Annotated in this window: 15 protein-coding genes and 2 pseudogenes; 11 read left to right on the top strand and 6 right to left on the bottom strand. The window is 42.9% G+C overall.

The window, feature by feature from the left end; genetic code table 11:
- A partial coding sequence (locus tag F8S12_RS26960; RefSeq protein WP_196519362.1) for a hypothetical protein occupies window positions 1-312 on the bottom strand: 312 nt, incomplete at its 3' end.
- Here F8S12_RS26960 and ispE point away from each other — a divergent pair.
- From ispE to F8S12_RS26940, 4 genes are all read left to right on the top strand, one after another.
- Window positions 307-1,281 carry a 4-(cytidine 5'-diphospho)-2-C-methyl-D-erythritol kinase gene (gene ispE, locus F8S12_RS26955; RefSeq protein WP_196519361.1) on the top strand — a complete coding sequence of 325 codons (975 nt, stop codon included), beginning with the start codon at window positions 307-309 and terminating at the stop codon, window positions 1,279-1,281. The two genes, F8S12_RS26960 and ispE, sit on opposite strands and share 6 nt — an antisense overlap.
- 125 nt (window positions 1,282-1,406) lie before the next feature.
- Window positions 1,407-1,922 carry a DUF29 family protein gene (locus F8S12_RS26950; RefSeq protein WP_196519360.1) on the top strand — a complete coding sequence of 172 codons (516 nt, stop codon included), beginning with the start codon at window positions 1,407-1,409 and terminating at the stop codon, window positions 1,920-1,922.
- 32 nt (window positions 1,923-1,954) lie between these two features.
- On the top strand, window positions 1,955-2,284 hold the full coding sequence (locus F8S12_RS26945) for a DUF3082 domain-containing protein (protein WP_196519359.1): 330 nt from the start codon (window positions 1,955-1,957) through the stop codon (window positions 2,282-2,284).
- A gap of 75 nt (window positions 2,285-2,359) precedes the next feature.
- Window positions 2,360-2,620, top strand: a complete 261-nt coding sequence (locus tag F8S12_RS26940) for a hypothetical protein (protein WP_196519358.1) — start codon at window positions 2,360-2,362, stop codon at window positions 2,618-2,620.
- 48 nt (window positions 2,621-2,668) lie between these two features.
- Here F8S12_RS26940 and F8S12_RS26935 read toward each other — a convergent pair whose 3' ends face one another.
- Entirely contained in the window at window positions 2,669-3,565 is an 897-nt protein-coding gene (locus F8S12_RS26935; RefSeq protein WP_196519357.1) for an ATP adenylyltransferase family protein, read from the bottom strand.
- A 357-nt stretch (window positions 3,566-3,922) separates the two neighbouring features.
- Here F8S12_RS26935 and F8S12_RS26930 point away from each other — a divergent pair, with 357 nt between their 5' ends.
- Complete coding sequence (locus tag F8S12_RS26930) at window positions 3,923-5,185, top strand: HhoA/HhoB/HtrA family serine endopeptidase (RefSeq protein WP_196519356.1); 1,263 nt, start codon at window positions 3,923-3,925, stop codon at window positions 5,183-5,185.
- A 703-nt stretch (window positions 5,186-5,888) separates the two neighbouring features.
- Here F8S12_RS26930 and F8S12_RS26925 read toward each other — a convergent pair.
- Complete coding sequence (locus F8S12_RS26925; protein WP_196519355.1) at window positions 5,889-6,344, bottom strand: pentapeptide repeat-containing protein; 456 nt, start codon at window positions 6,342-6,344, stop codon at window positions 5,889-5,891.
- 288 nt (window positions 6,345-6,632) lie between these two features.
- Complete coding sequence (locus tag F8S12_RS26920) at window positions 6,633-7,496, bottom strand: alpha/beta fold hydrolase (protein WP_196519354.1); 864 nt, start codon at window positions 7,494-7,496, stop codon at window positions 6,633-6,635.
- Between the two features lie 209 nt (window positions 7,497-7,705).
- Between F8S12_RS26920 and F8S12_RS26915 the strand changes: the two genes are divergently transcribed.
- From F8S12_RS26915 to opcA, 6 genes and pseudogenes are all read left to right on the top strand, one after another.
- Window positions 7,706-8,521, top strand: a complete 816-nt coding sequence (locus F8S12_RS26915; protein ID WP_196519353.1) for a DUF1206 domain-containing protein — start codon at window positions 7,706-7,708, stop codon at window positions 8,519-8,521.
- A 33-nt stretch (window positions 8,522-8,554) separates the two neighbouring features.
- A pseudogene (locus F8S12_RS26910) lies at window positions 8,555-9,037 on the top strand (glycoside hydrolase family 10 protein); the annotation flags it as partial.
- A 442-nt stretch (window positions 9,038-9,479) separates the two neighbouring features.
- Window positions 9,480-10,529, top strand: coding sequence for a class 1 fructose-bisphosphatase (gene fbp, locus F8S12_RS26905; protein WP_196519352.1), 1,050 nt, complete (start codon window positions 9,480-9,482; stop codon window positions 10,527-10,529).
- A 337-nt stretch (window positions 10,530-10,866) separates the two neighbouring features.
- Window positions 10,867-11,475 (top strand): annotated as a pseudogene (locus tag F8S12_RS42090) (transaldolase family protein).
- A gap of 111 nt (window positions 11,476-11,586) precedes the next feature.
- A complete protein-coding gene (gene zwf, locus F8S12_RS26895) occupies window positions 11,587-13,116 on the top strand; it encodes a glucose-6-phosphate dehydrogenase (protein ID WP_196519351.1) in 1,530 nt (509 codons plus the stop codon).
- A gap of 186 nt (window positions 13,117-13,302) precedes the next feature.
- Entirely contained in the window at window positions 13,303-14,679 is a 1,377-nt protein-coding gene (gene opcA / locus F8S12_RS26890; RefSeq protein WP_196519350.1) for a glucose-6-phosphate dehydrogenase assembly protein OpcA, read from the top strand.
- Between the two features lie 183 nt (window positions 14,680-14,862).
- On the opposite strand, the gene F8S12_RS26885 is transcribed toward opcA, so the two are convergent.
- Complete coding sequence (locus F8S12_RS26885; RefSeq protein WP_196519349.1) at window positions 14,863-15,276, bottom strand: type II toxin-antitoxin system VapC family toxin; 414 nt, start codon at window positions 15,274-15,276, stop codon at window positions 14,863-14,865.
- A complete protein-coding gene (locus F8S12_RS26880) occupies window positions 15,273-15,482 on the bottom strand; it encodes a hypothetical protein (protein WP_196519348.1) in 210 nt (69 codons plus the stop codon). Before F8S12_RS26880 ends, F8S12_RS26885 begins: the two co-directional genes overlap by 4 nt.
- Between the last annotated feature and the right edge of the window lie 23 nt (window positions 15,483-15,505).

The following is a 15,505-nucleotide window of genomic DNA, read 5'->3' as shown; positions in this document are numbered from 1 at the left end:
CATTCCCCATTCCCCATTCCCCATTCCCCATTCCCCATTCCCCATTCCCCATTCCCCATTCCCCATTCCCCATTCCCCATTCCCCATTCCCCATTCCCCATTCCCCATTCCCCATTCCCCATTCCCCATTCCCCATTCCCCATTCCCCATTCCCCATTCCCCATTCCCCATTCCCCATTCCCCATTCCCCATTCCCCATTCCCCATTCCCCATTCCCCATTCCCCATTCCCCATTCCCCATTCCCCATTCCCCATTCCCCATTCCCCATTCCCCATTCCCCATTCCCCATTCCCCATTCCCAGAAAATGCATTCCTACACCCTAATTGCCCCTGCCAAAATCAACTTGTATCTGGAAATTATTGGCGATGCCTCCGGCGGGCTACGCCAACGCCCCGATGGCTATCACGAGTTAGCCATGATACTCCAAAGTATCGGTCTTGCAGACCAAATTGGTGTGCATTCTCTCAGCACTGACAGCATCCGTGTTCACTGTAACCATCCACAAGTACCAACAGATAACACTAATCTGGCATACCGAGCAGCAGAACTAATGGCAACGCAATTTCCCGAAGCCTTTAGTAAATATAGGGGTGTAGAGATTACCATAAACAAACAGATTCCTGTAGCTGCTGGATTGGCTGGGGGTTCGACGAATGCAGCAGCTGTGTTAGTGGGGATAGATTTACTGTGGAAATTGGGACTAACTCAGTCAGAATTAGAAGAATTGGGAGCTAAACTCGGTTCAGATGTGCCGTTTTGTGTAGCAGGGGGAACTGCGATCGCCACAGGTAGAGGTGAACAACTTTCTCCCCTACCGAGTTTAGATAATATATATATACTATTAGCGAAATACCGCAGCTTGGAAGTTTCTACCGCTTGGGCATACCAAACCTATCGACAGCAGTTTGGTAATTCTGATATTCGAGATACCAATAACTTAGCAGCGCGTGCTAGTGCAGTCCATTCAGGAGCAATTGTAAAAGCTATCTTTGATAAAGATGTAAGACAAATTGCCCAAAAACTGCATAATGATTTAGAGCGCGTGGTATTGCCAGCCTATCCCCAAGTCTTGCAACTGCGAGAAGTAATTGCAAATCAGGAAGGCATTTTAGGAACAATGATGTCTGGTTCTGGGCCGACAGTATTTGCCCTCCTTGAGTCTCAACAGCAGGCAGAACAGCTTAAGCTGCAAGTAAGGGAAGCAATTCCTGATGAGGACTTAGAATTGTTTGTGACTCGGACAATTACACATGGTATTCAGATAGGTTCGTCAGTCTAAGTAAATCTTTATCGTTAATACAGCAGTTAACCAAGCAGAAAAGTAGTGAAAACTGACACTGAAGGACGAAAGCTAGGGGATTTTAGTTTATGCTGAATTTAGTATTGGAGCAGTCGCTATAATTTATGACTCAAGAACTTTGGGATTTAAGGAAGTCTATTCTTGATGGACGTTATGATGATGCTTTGGTACTTGTTGATGAGTTGGAGTTGATGAGTCGAAAGAGTTATATTAGAAATATTAGAAGTTTTCTCATCCGGCTGATTACTCATTTGATTAAAAATCAGGTCGAACAAAGATTAACTAATTCCTGGGTAGCCTCTATTAAAGGCTCTATTTTAGAAATTCAAGATTTAAATTTACAGGATAATAAGACTTCTCATTATGTGAAACAAGATGAATGGGAAGATTTGCTGAATGCTGCTTATGATGCAGCAATCGATCCTGCATCTGCTGAGATTTTTGATGGTTTGTATACACCTAAGCGACTGCAAACAATGGTTGATAAATCATTGATTATCTTTAGAACAAAAGATTTTTTAAATTTGACTTATACAAATTCTCAAAAATTTTTGCCTAGTGCTATTGATGAGATGTTGACGAATTTACCTGGTAGTCAAGAGTGGGAAGAAGGTAAATAAAATTGAAGTTTACCAGATTTAACAGAAATTATATGAATGACCAAAATATTACACCACAAACAGATGCTAAAGTACAGGTTAGAGCGAGTCCGTTAAGCAGTTTAACTGGTGCAGTGATTTCCGGCGGAATGGGATTTGCACTGTATTCGCTGATGATTGCGATCGCTACGAATTTTGCTACTAAACCTATTCATTCAGTTAATCCATTAGTGATAAAGATTTCCTCTGCTGTTCGTACCCTAGTTGTTGGTGTGGTTGCTTTGGGAAGCGGAATATTTGCTATAGTGGCAATTGGTTTGTTAGCTTTAGGAGTGCAATTATTAGTGCAACAATTGAACAAGCAAAAAAGCAATGAAAACTAGCACTTTGCTTCCAAAGATTATCTAGGGTAAGCAGATTACTTAATTCTAGAATTTACTTAACAAAGGTGGTAAAAAATGGGTCGCATGAATCCTTATACACTGCAATTGCAGATTACCCGAATGTTTGAGCAGGGACAATCATTTTTTGCCACAACTAAGGTGCAGGAATGGTTGCAAGAACGCAAACACAATCCACTAGATTATGACATTCTTTTCCATAAGAAACCTGCGCCTCCTGGTTCAAAAGAAGTGATGGTAGTAGAAATTGAATTACGCCGCAAAGATGGACAACCTGTAGATCCGTGGTTGCAAGAACAAGTAAATTTTCATGCCTGATTTTCGGAACCAGGAATTTGCAGATCAACGAAAAATAACCAATGACAATTAGGATACAGCAACATTCTTCAGGATAGTCATTGGCCCTTGGGCTTTGAGAATCTCCATTTCTGCCGCATTTCGCACTAGCAAGGCACCAGCGAATCCTAATGAATTCACAGAGATGGATTGGAAATGCTCCTGCGATCGCGGTACAATCAACATCCATTCTCGTGTCACCAGCAGATTGTAAGCATCAGATTGCATTGGATCTAAATCCAGAGCATCTAGCAAGGTGCGATAAGCCTCCAGTGTTGCTTGGGCTGCTGTGAAAGGACACTGCACCCAATGGGGAGCCAAGGATGCAAAAGCGTGTAAAAAAGGAAGTTTTGGTGAAGTTGCAATCAAGTTTTGAAATTGTACTGATGTCAACAGAGGTTCAATAGGAATCTGCGAACCTGAAGGTGCAAGTGGTAGTGGGACTAATTGCAAGTGCTTGTGTCGCTGACTGGCACCTGCGGTTTTGCCACTATTGTAGAATCCTAAACCATCAAAATCAGCCAGACATGCCCCCATAGCTGCAAAGTCTTCCAGAGTGAGTAAACTTTCCTGTTCCTCAAAGGCACGGGTGATGATTAGCAGGTGATAATCAACAACATTGAATTTATTTAAGATACATACATGGGTATCGGAGATATCCGCCACAAATAAATCCTTTTCGTAGGGCAAGAAAGGATTAAACTCTTTACCAGACGTGGCAGATTGTTTTTCTTGTTTCTCCTTAGCTGCTTTTTTGCGATTCAGGTTAGACAATATCCGCACTAAAAAGTGCACGCCATCCTGCTCGACAAATTCAAATTCTGTTGGTATCGACAGCAGTGCCCCGCATTGCAAAGCATATTCAGTCTGCTCTTTAACACTTGTCCATAAAGTGCCAGGTTTAAGCAATATTTTCCCCTGTACCATTTTTATTCCTTCAGCATAGATGGAACATGCAGTAGAAGCAATACGGTTCGGTTAACATATTTGGCTCTCGGAGATCCCCCCAACCCCCCTTAAAAAGGGGGGCTTTGTTTCCTATTTACCCCCTTTTTAAGGGGGTCGCCGCAGGCGGGGGGATCTTATCCGAACCGTATTGGCAGTAGAGGGGCATAACTGTCATTGGTGTCAACTTCAGAAAAAATCTGCTTTGTTTCGAGGTTTTGCCCTCATCCCCTGCTAAAATACCAAACTCTTTACAATAACGCAATATCTCTGCAACAAAACTGCCATAAATAATATCTACATTAGTAATACATCTAACCATATTCTTCTAGACAGCAAATGCAAAACGAATCTCCCAACAGAGAACACCCATCAAATAGCATTTCACATAACACCACTAATACCAAATACTATAATCGAGTCCCGTGGAAAAAGGCCGCCGCCTCTCTATCGCTGGTGCTACTGGGATCAGGCATGACGTTAGCAGGCGGCTATATAGCTGGAAATCCTCAGCAGGTGTCTAAGAGTGCATCTAATTTGGCACTGAGTCGAGTAAATGCTGCTCCTCCATTACCAGGCGCCACAGATTCTAACTTTGTTATCCAGGTGGTACAAAAAGTCGGCCCAGCAGTAGTACGGATTAATTCTTCCCGAACGGTAAGAAGCCAAATACCAGATGAATTTAACGATCCGTTTTTTCGCCGCTTTTTTGGTTCGCAACTGCCACAATCGCGAGAAAGGGTAGAACGCGGTACTGGTTCAGGTTTTATCATCAGTGCCGATGGTCGCATTCTCACTAACGCCCATGTGGTAGATGGAGCTGATACAGTGACAGTGACACTCAAAGATGGGCGTACCTTGCAAGGTAAGGTGCTAGGAAAAGATGAATTAACCGATGTCGCTGTTGTCAAGATTCAAGCGGATAATTTACCTTCAGTAGCCTTAGGTAACTCCGATACACTGCAACCCGGAGAATGGGCGATCGCGATCGGCAATCCCCTTGGACTAGATAATACAGTAACTACCGGAATCATCAGTGCCACCGGACGCAGTAGCAATCTAATCGGCGCTGCTGATAAGCGAGTAGAGTATATTCAAACCGACGCCGCAATTAATCCTGGTAACTCTGGCGGGCCTCTACTAAATTCTCGTGGCGAGGTGATTGCCATGAATACAGCCATTATCCAAGGGGCACAAGGATTAGGCTTTGCTATTCCTATCAACACAGTCCAACGTATTTCCAGCCAACTAATAGCTACAGGCAAAGTTCAACGTGCTTATTTAGGAATTCAAATGGTAGGATTAACGCCTCAGCTAAAACAAAATATCAATTCAGATCCCAATAGCGGTTTGAGGGTGAATGAAGATAAAGGTGTACTGGTTGTGAAAGTTGTGCCAAATTCACCAGCTGCTAAAGCAGGGATACGTGCTGGTGATGTTATCCAAAAAGTCGGTGGTCAATCAGTCACAGATGCCAGCAGTGTCCAAAAGGCAATAGAAAATAGCCAAATCGGGGGCAATTTACCTATGGAATTACGTCGCAATGGGCAGAATCTTAACATAGCTGTGCAACCTGGTGCTTTTCCCACGCAAGTGCAATAAAAGTTTTGCTAGTCCTGAATGTTACTAATTTAAGCAACACTCTAGGTATGCCATGTTTTTATAATATGGAAATACTATAGAAATGCGATCGCGCTGCAATACAGTTAAGTTAGTGATATTTAGTGTTCGGAGATCCCCCCAACCCCTTAAAAAGAGGTTACTATCTCTTTTACCCCCTTAAAAAGGGGGTCGCCGCAGGCGGGGGGATCTTAACTGAACTGTATTGCAGCGCGTTGTTCCAGTTGCGTAAATCTTGGGGCTATATTGCATTTTCGTTTCTCTCGTTCCCATGCTCTGCATGGGAATGGCTAATTAGAGGCTCTGCCTCCAGTTAGATATTGAGCCAGAGACTCAATGAATGCATTCCCAGGCAGAGCCTGGGAACCAGGAAAGCCTTATCAAGTTAAGTTTTTAGTACTTGTGTGTACACCGTAGCCTTGAAAAGGGGGTCGCCGCAGGCGGGGGATCTTAACTGAACTGTATTGGGCTATATTGCACTTTTGTTAGGGTTTCTCGGTTCAACTTTGATAAGAAATCCCTCTACCTTAATCATTGTGAAGTAACTACAAGGCAGAGGGTTTCATTTGTCTTAATATTTTTATCGGGCAGGTTTAGGGAAAAGTTTGCAAACAACCAGTTCCTTTGATTAAAAATCTAATAAAACTTATGTTGTGCTTATTTTAACCTGCCTACTCAGTTCAGCCTATTTCCAATCGGGAATCTCGGCATCTTCTCCACCAATACCGATTCCAGTGTTAAATATTTCTGCATCAGTGAGGTTGAGATCATTCATTGATGCTTTATACACATTAGAATCGTGAATCGTGGCGCGAGTAAAATTTACCCCGTTGAGATTAGTTTGCTTCAAATTCACATTCGTTACATAAGCTGATGTTAGGTTAGCACCTGCCAAGTTTGCACCCGTTAAGTCAGCACCTTCGAGGTTAGCCCCTACAAGGTTGGCTCCTTGGAGCTTCGAGCCTCTCAAGTCAGCACCAATTAAATGAGCGCCACTGAGGTTAGCTCCCGATAGATCACATTGGATACATTCGCCAGTTGAAAGCAGCTTTTGTAAGTCCTGCGAATTCTCGGCTCTAACCAAGTTCGTGAACAATAGGGGAGTTGCTAAGGCAATGGCCGCTAATAGCTGGAGTTTCATAATTTTCCCCCTTAATAATCAAGTTGCGTCCGTTCTTTCCCTCACGACTCTATTATCTCACTAAACTTCATAAGGTCAATCTATCTATGTCTTAAGAAGTTGGTTGTGATGTCAAAGAGCTATGATAGCGAGGGAAAAAATGCCATTTATTCTGTTTTTGGACGATTTGTACTCGATAAACCTCAAAAAACTGCCAGGTTAAATCACTGTTAAATCTTTTTAAAAGCTTGCACTACTCGTGATAATTTGGCTCGTTTGATAAGTATTTATACTTTATTAACTGTTAGGTTAAGTCTTTAGAAATTCTCTCATATACTGATTGACCAACTCAGGCTGTTCTTCCTGCACCCAATGGCCACAATTAGGAATATACTTGATTTGAAAGTCCCTAACATAGGCTGCGGTGTCGTAAGTTAGTTCCTTGCCGAGTACAGTGTCATTTTCTCCCCAAATCATCAGTGTTGGCACTTGCAGAACGCCCCAATTTTGATTTAATATTCTCTGTTGAAAAATATTGCGGTAGTAGTTCAACATTCTTGTGAGGGCACCGCGTTTTGCAGCAGCATTTTTATAAGCGTCAATATCCGCTTTGGTGAAAGCACTTTTGTTAACTGCTGTGTCTTTAAAAACTGTTTCAATTACTTGGTAGTCTAAAGATTGTAAAAGTAATTCTGGTATCCACGGTAGTTGAAAGATAAATATATAGGAACTACGCAGCAACTGTTCTAGGGTACGTAAGCCTTGGGCAAATTTAGCAGGATGAGGCATATTAAGTATAATTAATCGCTCCAACATTTCGGGGTGAGCATAGGCAAAATTCCAAGCGATCGCACCACCCCAATCATGTCCAACTAAAACACACTTTTGGTATCCTAATCCTTTAATTATTCCCTCAACATCTTTGATAAATTCATTCATTACATAAGCTGATTGCTCTGTTGGTTTATCACTATCGTTGTAGCCACGCAAGTCAAGGGCGACGACTTTAAAATCTTGAGCAAATTCTGGGATTTGATGCCGCCAAGAGTACCAAAATTCAGGAAACCCATGCAACATCAACATTAAGGGGCCTTCACCTTGGGTAACATAGTGGAGTTTCACCCCGTTGGTAATTATATATTCGTCTTTCCAAGAATGTTCTATTACAGACATAATTAATTAAATCTTAGCTTTTAAAACACTAAATAATAATACTGCATTTTAGCTTTCATATAATATTATTTGCAGCAACGTAACATCTCTTGAAAGACAGTATTTAGATAGTGATTTTTAGCAAAAGTGTTACATAACTTGCCTTAAGATAGATGTAAATTGTGGGGAAATACTGATAAAAAGTAGGCATAATTCTAACCATGCTTATCATGACACAACAGTTAACACATGATGCTTCATTGTGGGTTGAGCGACTGGCACGATTTGGCTATGTTTCCAAAGGAGTAGTTTACGCGATCGTGGGATTCCTGGCAGCACAAGCAGCTTTCGGCCCAGGTGGTAAAACAACTGATACCCAAGGCGCTCTCCAAACAATCCTCAACCAGCCATTTGGTAAGTTTTTGCTGACTTTAGTTGCAATTGGCTTGATTGGATACGTAATTTGGCGTTTTGTACAGGCAATTAAAGACCCTGAAAATAAAGGTAACGATGCCAAAGGTTTGGCAATGCGAATTGGTTACGCAATTAATGGCGTGATTTATGCAAGTTTAGCCTTAAGTGCTGTAAAACTCGTCATGGGTACAGGTGGCGGCAAAAATAGTAATTCTACCGAAGATTGGACAGCACGTTTGCTCTCTCAACCCTTTGGTCAATGGTTAGTTGGAACTGTGGGGGCTTTCATAATTTCTCTAGGCTTCTATCAGTTTTATCAAGCTTTTAGTGGCAAATTTCGTAAAGAACTTAATTTAACTGAATTAAGCAACACCGATACTGAATGGGTGATCAGTATTTGCAGATTTGGTTTGACGGCACGAGGTATAGTATTTTGTATGATCGGTTGGTTTCTAATTCAAGCCGCAAGGCAGTCAAAGGCCTCTGCCGCAGGAGGTTTGGATCAAGCATTACAGACGTTAGCCCAGCAGCCCAACGGAGCATGGCTTCTAGGTATTGTGGCGTTAGGTTTGGTTGCCTATGGGATTTACACAATAATACAGGCGCGGTATCGTCGGCTAGGCAATTTTTAGAGGGTGCAGCGCAGAAAATTTCAGTTTTGGAAAATGGCAATCATAGAAATACGTGGTATCTGGCTTACCACTACTGATAGTAAAGTTCTCAGATCAAAGCAACGCATTGCCGAGGCGATGGATTTCCTTGCAGAGACGGGATTTAATGTAGTGTTTCCCGTTGTTTGGAATAAGGCAGTAACTTTGTATCCTAGTCAAACAATGCAGCAGACTTTTGGAGTCGAAATTGACCCTTTATCTGTAGGACGCGACCCCTTAGAAGAAGTGGTGGTTGAGGCGCGGCGAGTCGGGTTGAAAGTCATCCCTTGGTTTGAATACGGTTTTGCCAGTTCCTACAATTTGGATAGCGGTATACTTTTGCAGAAAAAACCGGAATGGGCTGCGCGTGACTGTAACGGTAACTTACTGAAGAAAAACGGCTTTGAGTGGTTGAATGCACTCGACCCACAGGTGCAAGAATTTTTGTTGAACTTGGTGCTGGAGGTTGTGAAGAATTACGATGTCGATGGTGTTCAAGCCCACATTCCGCACTTCATTTTGTAACACATATATAGTCATTGCGATCGCGACCTTCGCAATGACATTGAAAAATTGATTATTGTAGAGACGGCGATTTATCGGGTCTCTTGCCTTAACCGAATCGCGTCTCTTGCCTTAACCGAACCGTATTGTTTCAGACGCTCAATTAAGCGCGATCGCGCGTCGGAAGCATCAAAAGCCTCCGCTCAGACAAACTCTGCACAACGCAGTGGCTTCTCTTAAGGAAAGACCGCCTTAGCTCACCACTGCGTGTTTACGCTCTGGGCGCGGAGGTTAACAAAGATTCATTTCTTTAGTTTATCTAAAGTCGCATCTAAGTTATCAAATTACCTTTCTAAGATAGAGGCAGCAACTATAAAAAAGTTGCCACACACGACTAAAACCCAATTAACAACCAGTCACTAAGGAAAACATAACAATGACTAAAGCACCAGAATCTTTAGACCTGTCTGTTAACGACGCTACAGACTTAGCTCTAGATCGTGATTGTACAACCTTATCCCGTCACATACTACAGCAACTTCAAAGTTTTTCGGCAGATGCACAAGATTTAAGTGCGCTGATGAATCGCATCGCCCTTGCTGGCAAATTAGTTGCTCGCCGCATGAGTCGTGCTGGTTTAATGGAAGGCGTTCTTGGATTTACTGGGGAAGTTAATGTGCAGGGAGAATCCGTCAAAAAGATGGATGTCTATGCCAATGATGTATTTATCTCAGTATTTAAGCAAAGCGGCTTAGTTTGTCGCCTAGCTTCAGAAGAAATGGAAAAACCCTACTATATCCCCGAAAATTGCCCCATTGGGCGTTACACTCTGCTGTATGATCCCATTGATGGCTCATCTAACACTGATAACAATCTCAGCTTAGGTTCCATTTTTGCCATTCGCCAACAAGAAGGAACTGATAGCGATGGTAAAGCAACTGACCTCCTCACCAACGGACGTAAGCAACTCGCTGCCGGATACATCTTGTATGGGCCATGCACGATGCTGGTTTATAGTATAGGTAAAGGTGTTCATTCCTTTGTCCTTGATCCCAGCTTGGGAGAATTTATTCTCACCGAAGAAAACATCCGAATTCCTACCCACGGCTCAGTTTACAGTGTGAATGAAGGGAACTTCTGGCAGTGGGAAGAATCAATTCGAGAATACATCCGCTACGTTCATCGCACAGAAGGCTACAGCGCCCGTTATAGCGGAGCAATGGTTAGCGACATCCATAGAATTTTGGTTCAAGGCGGCGTGTTTCTCTACCCAGGCACAATTCAAAACCCAGAAGGTAAATTGCGCTTGCTTTATGAAACCGCTCCCTTAGCGTTTTTGATTGAGCAAGCAGGCGGTCGTGCTACTACAGGACTGATGGATATTTTGGACGTGGTGCCAAAAAAACTGCATCAGCGCACACCTTTAATTATTGGTAGTAAAGAGGATGTCGCAAAGGTGGAGTCTTTTATTCAAAACGGCCATTAAGGAGGCAGGGGGCAGGGGGCAGGAGGAATATTGCTTGTTGCATCGGCTTCTTAACCTTTTTTAACTAGGTCACTATTTCTGCGATGCTGCACTGGACAAGGCTGACAAAGTTATCAAGGATGCATCTAGCCTATGGGATTAATTAAAAGTTAATCATGGTGATTTAGGATTGGAAATATAGAGTAGCAATTCTTGAGGATGTTTTAAAGATTATCTCAGCTAGCCGATGCGATAAGTGATTGGCAACGCCACAATTCAAAAGTCACCATCAAATGTTGATAGGTTTTGTCAACTCCATTAGAAAACATCATTAACAGGAGTGAAACAAGCTAGAGCTATGACAACCAATCATCTACAAGAAATTAACCAATGCGGTCAAAGTATCTGGATGGATAACTTGAGCCGTGGCATTATGAAATCAGGTGAATTCAAAGACCTACAAAGGATCTCTGGGATTAACTCTAACTCAGCTATCTTTGAAAAAGCGATCGCTAGCGACAAGACGCAAGGCATCAACGCTGGTAACATCATTTATAATGCCAATATCGAAGCCGGAGTTAGTGCTGGCTTGCCGACATCCGAAATTTACGAATCGCTAGTTTTTGCAGACATCCGCAATGCCTGTAATATTTTATGCCCTAGACCCCACCTATAGCGAGGTGATGTATGTCGATGAGTTGATTGGCAAGCGATCGCAAAGCCCACACTTCTCTGCGAGAGGCTGCGCCAACGACTTGGCTCAGTGACTACCGCAGGCGATCGTTTAAAAACGGGGGTACAAAAAGCTTACACGCTAATCGAAAACCTCAAAGATCCCGACATCGACATCGATCTCGATACCGTAATGGATGAATTGTTAGTTGAAGGTATTGATCAGTTTATCCAGCCCTTCCAGTCCTTGATGAACTCTTTAGAAGAAAATATCAAGGTATTGTCGCCAGTGTAGGGACTGGGTATTGGCGACAAGGGAGACAAGGAGAATAAACCCATGCCCCATGCCCCATGCCCCATACCCAATGCCCAATCCAAAATCTAAAATCCAAAATCCAAAATTCCTATGGTTAGTCTGCTAGAAAATCCCCTGCGCGTTGGTCTGCAACAACAAGGGATGCCCGAACCCCAGATTATAGTTATCTTTGGCGCTTCTGGTGATCTCACCTGGCGCAAACTAGTACCAGCACTTTACAAATTGCGGCGAGAACGGCGTATCCCCCCAGAAACGACCATTGTCGGCGTAGCACGGCGAGAGTGGAGCCATGAATACTTCCGCGAACAAATGCAAAAGGGGATGGAAGAGGCTCATGCTAATGTCGATTTAGGAGAACTCTGGCAAGACTTCTCTCAAGGTCTGTTCTATTGTCCTGGAGACATAGACAACCCCGAAGGCTATCAAAAACTGAAAAGTTTATTGAGTGAATTAGACGAAAAACGGGGTACGCGAGGGAATCGGATGTTTTACCTCTCAGTTGCCCCGTCATTCTTTCCTGAAGCAATTAAGCAGCTAGGAAGCGCGGGAATGCTAGAAGATCCCTACAAACATCGTCTAGTAGTTGAAAAACCCTTTGGTCGGGACTTGGCTTCTGCCCAGAGTCTTAACCAAGTTGTCCAGAAATATTGCAAAGAAAACCAAGTTTACCGCATTGACCACTACTTAGGTAAAGAAACAGTCCAGAATTTGCTAGTGTTTCGCTTTGCCAATGCGATTTTTGAACCCTTGTGGAATCGTCAATTTGTTGACCACGTGCAAATTACCGTGGCAGAAACCGTCGGCGTGGAAGACCGAGCTGGTTACTATGAAAGTGCCGGCGCATTGCGGGATATGTTGCAAAACCACCTGATGCAACTTTACTGCCTAACAGCGATGGAAGCACCCAACGCAATGGATGCAGACAGCATCCGCACTGAAAAAGTCAAGGTACTCCAAGCTACCCGTTTAGCTGATGTACACAATCTGTCGCGTTCAGCAGTGCGCGGTCAATATAGTGCTGGCTGGATGAAGGGACAAGTAGCGCCAGGGTATCTGGAAGAACCAGGCGTTAACCCCAACTCTACAACACCCACCTATGTAGCCATGAAGTTTCTAGTTGACAACTGGCGCTGGCAAGGTGTTCCCTTTTACCTGCGTACTGGTAAGCGGATGCCGAAAAAAGTCAGCGAGATTTCGATTCACTTCCGCGACGTTCCTTCTCGGATGTTTCAATCCGCCGCGCAACAAAGAAATGCCAATATTTTGGCAATGCGGATTCAGCCGAATGAAGGAATTTCCCTCCGCTTTGATGTGAAAATGCCAGGGGCAGAATTCCGCACTCGTTCCGTTGACATGGACTTTAGTTATGGTTCCTTTGGTATCCAAGCAACTTCCGATGCTTACGATCGCCTATTCCTTGATTGTATGATGGGCGATCAAACATTGTTCACACGGGCGGACGAAGTAGAAGCTGCTTGGCAAGTAGTAAATCCAGCCCTTTCTGTTTGGGATGCACCCGCAGATCCCACCACCATTCCCCGGTACGAAGCCGGTACTTGGGAACCAGCAGAAGCAGAATTCTTAATTAACCAGGATGGCCGTCGTTGGCGCAGACTCTAAAATTTTAGATTTTAGATTTTAGATTTTAGATTGGGGACAGTGAAAATAGGTAATGAGTTATGGATAAACGTGAAAAATCATTATTAACTACTAATTACCAAATTACCAGTTCTTAATCTCAAATCTCAAATCTCAAATCTCAAATCTCAAAATCCAAAATCCAAAATCCAAAATCCAAAATTTCCTATGGCTCCCCAAGCTCCTACCATTTTTTCACTTCAAGCACCGAAAGATATTTCGCTCAACGAAATAGATGCGGAACTTAATCAAATTTGGCAAAGTTACGGCATGACTGGTGAAGACGGTGGTCTTCCGGCTGCCACTCGCGCCACGACATTCACTTTAGTAGTTTACGAACCCGAAGAAACCCAATATCTTTTAGCCACTTTGGGATTTTACAACGGGCCAATTGACGGGATTGTAGGGCCTCAGATGGAAACTGCGCTGCGGCAAGTGCAGAAAAAATATGCCCTGCCAGAAACTGGAACAGCAACACATGAAACCTTGGCTAGACTGCGAGAAGAATTTACCAAACGTCAGGGAAACGGAGCTACAGGAGACAATGCTTCTAGTGGTACTTATAGCTTAAGTGCCGCAAGCCCCAGGATTGCTGATGAAATTGCCCTCCGCAATCCCTGCCGCATTATTGCGCTGTTTCCAATTGCTGGAGAAGATGAAGGAGTCAAGGCTCAAGTTTCTGCTTATTGCCCCATCCAAAAGCAATCGTCAAGTACACTCATCTGCTGCGAATACATAACTCTTAGCGGAACTGCTGCTGCCTTGGAACGCATCGGGGGAATGATTCCAGCATTGTTAATTGGTGGCTTGCCGAAGTTTCTTTGGTGGAAAGCAACACCAGATCCCAACAACGCTCTATTCAAGCGATTGGCAGCAGTCTGCAATAATGTCATTGTTGATTCTTGCGACTTTAACGAGCCAGAAAGTGATTTACTTAACCTCCAAGAGTTGGTAGAAACTGGCGTACCTCTAGCTGACTTGAACTGGCGTCGCCTTGCATCATGGCAGGAATTGACAGCCGAAGCTTACGATTCACCACACCGTCGCGCCGCCCTAAAAGAAATTGACCGAGTAACTATTGATTACGAAAAAGGCAACTCTGCCCAAGGTTTACTGTTTTTGGGGTGGCTGGCAAGTCGGTTAGAATGGGAGCCAGTTTCCTATCAAAAGGAAAGTGGAGATTACGAAATTACTCGTATTCGCTTTGTTGCCCAAGACCAACGACAAGTGGAAGCTGAATTAGCGGGTGTCCCCGTTGCTGATGTTGGCGAGATTATGGGCGACTTGATTGCCTTACGCCTCAGTTCGACAAATCCGCAGGCAGACTGTGGTACAGTCATTTGCTCAGAAACTGGTGGTTGTATGCGGATGGAAACACACGGTGGTGCCCAGTCCGCAGGTTTGTTTCAACAGGTGACTTCACTTTCGGAACAAAAGGCGGAAGCGTTGCTCAGTCAGCAGGTGCAACGCTGGGGCCGTGAGTCACTATTTGAAGAAAGCCTGGGAGTAACAGCGAAGATTTTCCAAATGGAAACAAATAGTTAGCTTCCCCTGGAAAGAATAAAAGTCACTCAGAAGCCCACACTCCCCCTTAACAGGTGAGTGTGGGCTTCTGAGTGACTCCTATATGAGAACATTATGTAATTTTCTACATAGGCTTTAAAGTCTTCGTGGGACTAGATAGAATCATCCTGAATAGTAAATATATTTTTCTTATTTACACTTAATTTATGATGGTAAAATTTGAAATCCAGCTTGATAAAAATGATTATCTAAGGTTAAAGCTGTAACAATCTCTCGTTGTTGCATAACGATAAATGATAAACAATCAGTGAGAGAATAAGATTTGTCTTTATGCTTTTGAAAATATTCCCATCCCTGATTAAATAGAGTTTGATCAATTTCGATTAGTTCTATATCAGGGCTTTCCAATAACCGATTACCAACTTCAACTGCTTTATAATGAAGGTTTCGACTATTAAAAAAAGTAACAACTTCATTAAAAATGTATGTTGTTGTTATTAAAAAAGGTTTGGATTGTATTAAAGTAGCCCAATTTTGTAATACTTTTTGATGAACATCTTCATTTTTTATTTCCAGAGCTAAAATATAGCTGATATCTAAAAAGTAGATATTTTTCATGGATTATAGAGATAATAATCGTGGTTAATTGCACCATCTTTTACATCACATTCCACCGGATTTGAACCTAAATCCCAAATAGAAGATGTTGGTTTTATGCTAGTAATAATAATTTTTCCATCTTCTTGAATAATGTCAAATTCTTGGTTTTCTCCTAATAGTTCTTTAGGGATTAATAAGCCTTTTTCTGTTGCTGTTAATTTCATGTTTAATTACCTCGATTAATTTT

Source organism: Nostoc sp. WHI (assembly GCF_015714725.1).
Taxonomy (GTDB): Bacteria; Cyanobacteriota; Cyanobacteriia; order Cyanobacteriales; family Nostocaceae; genus Nostoc.
This window is presented reverse-complemented; position numbering and strand designations above follow the sequence as displayed.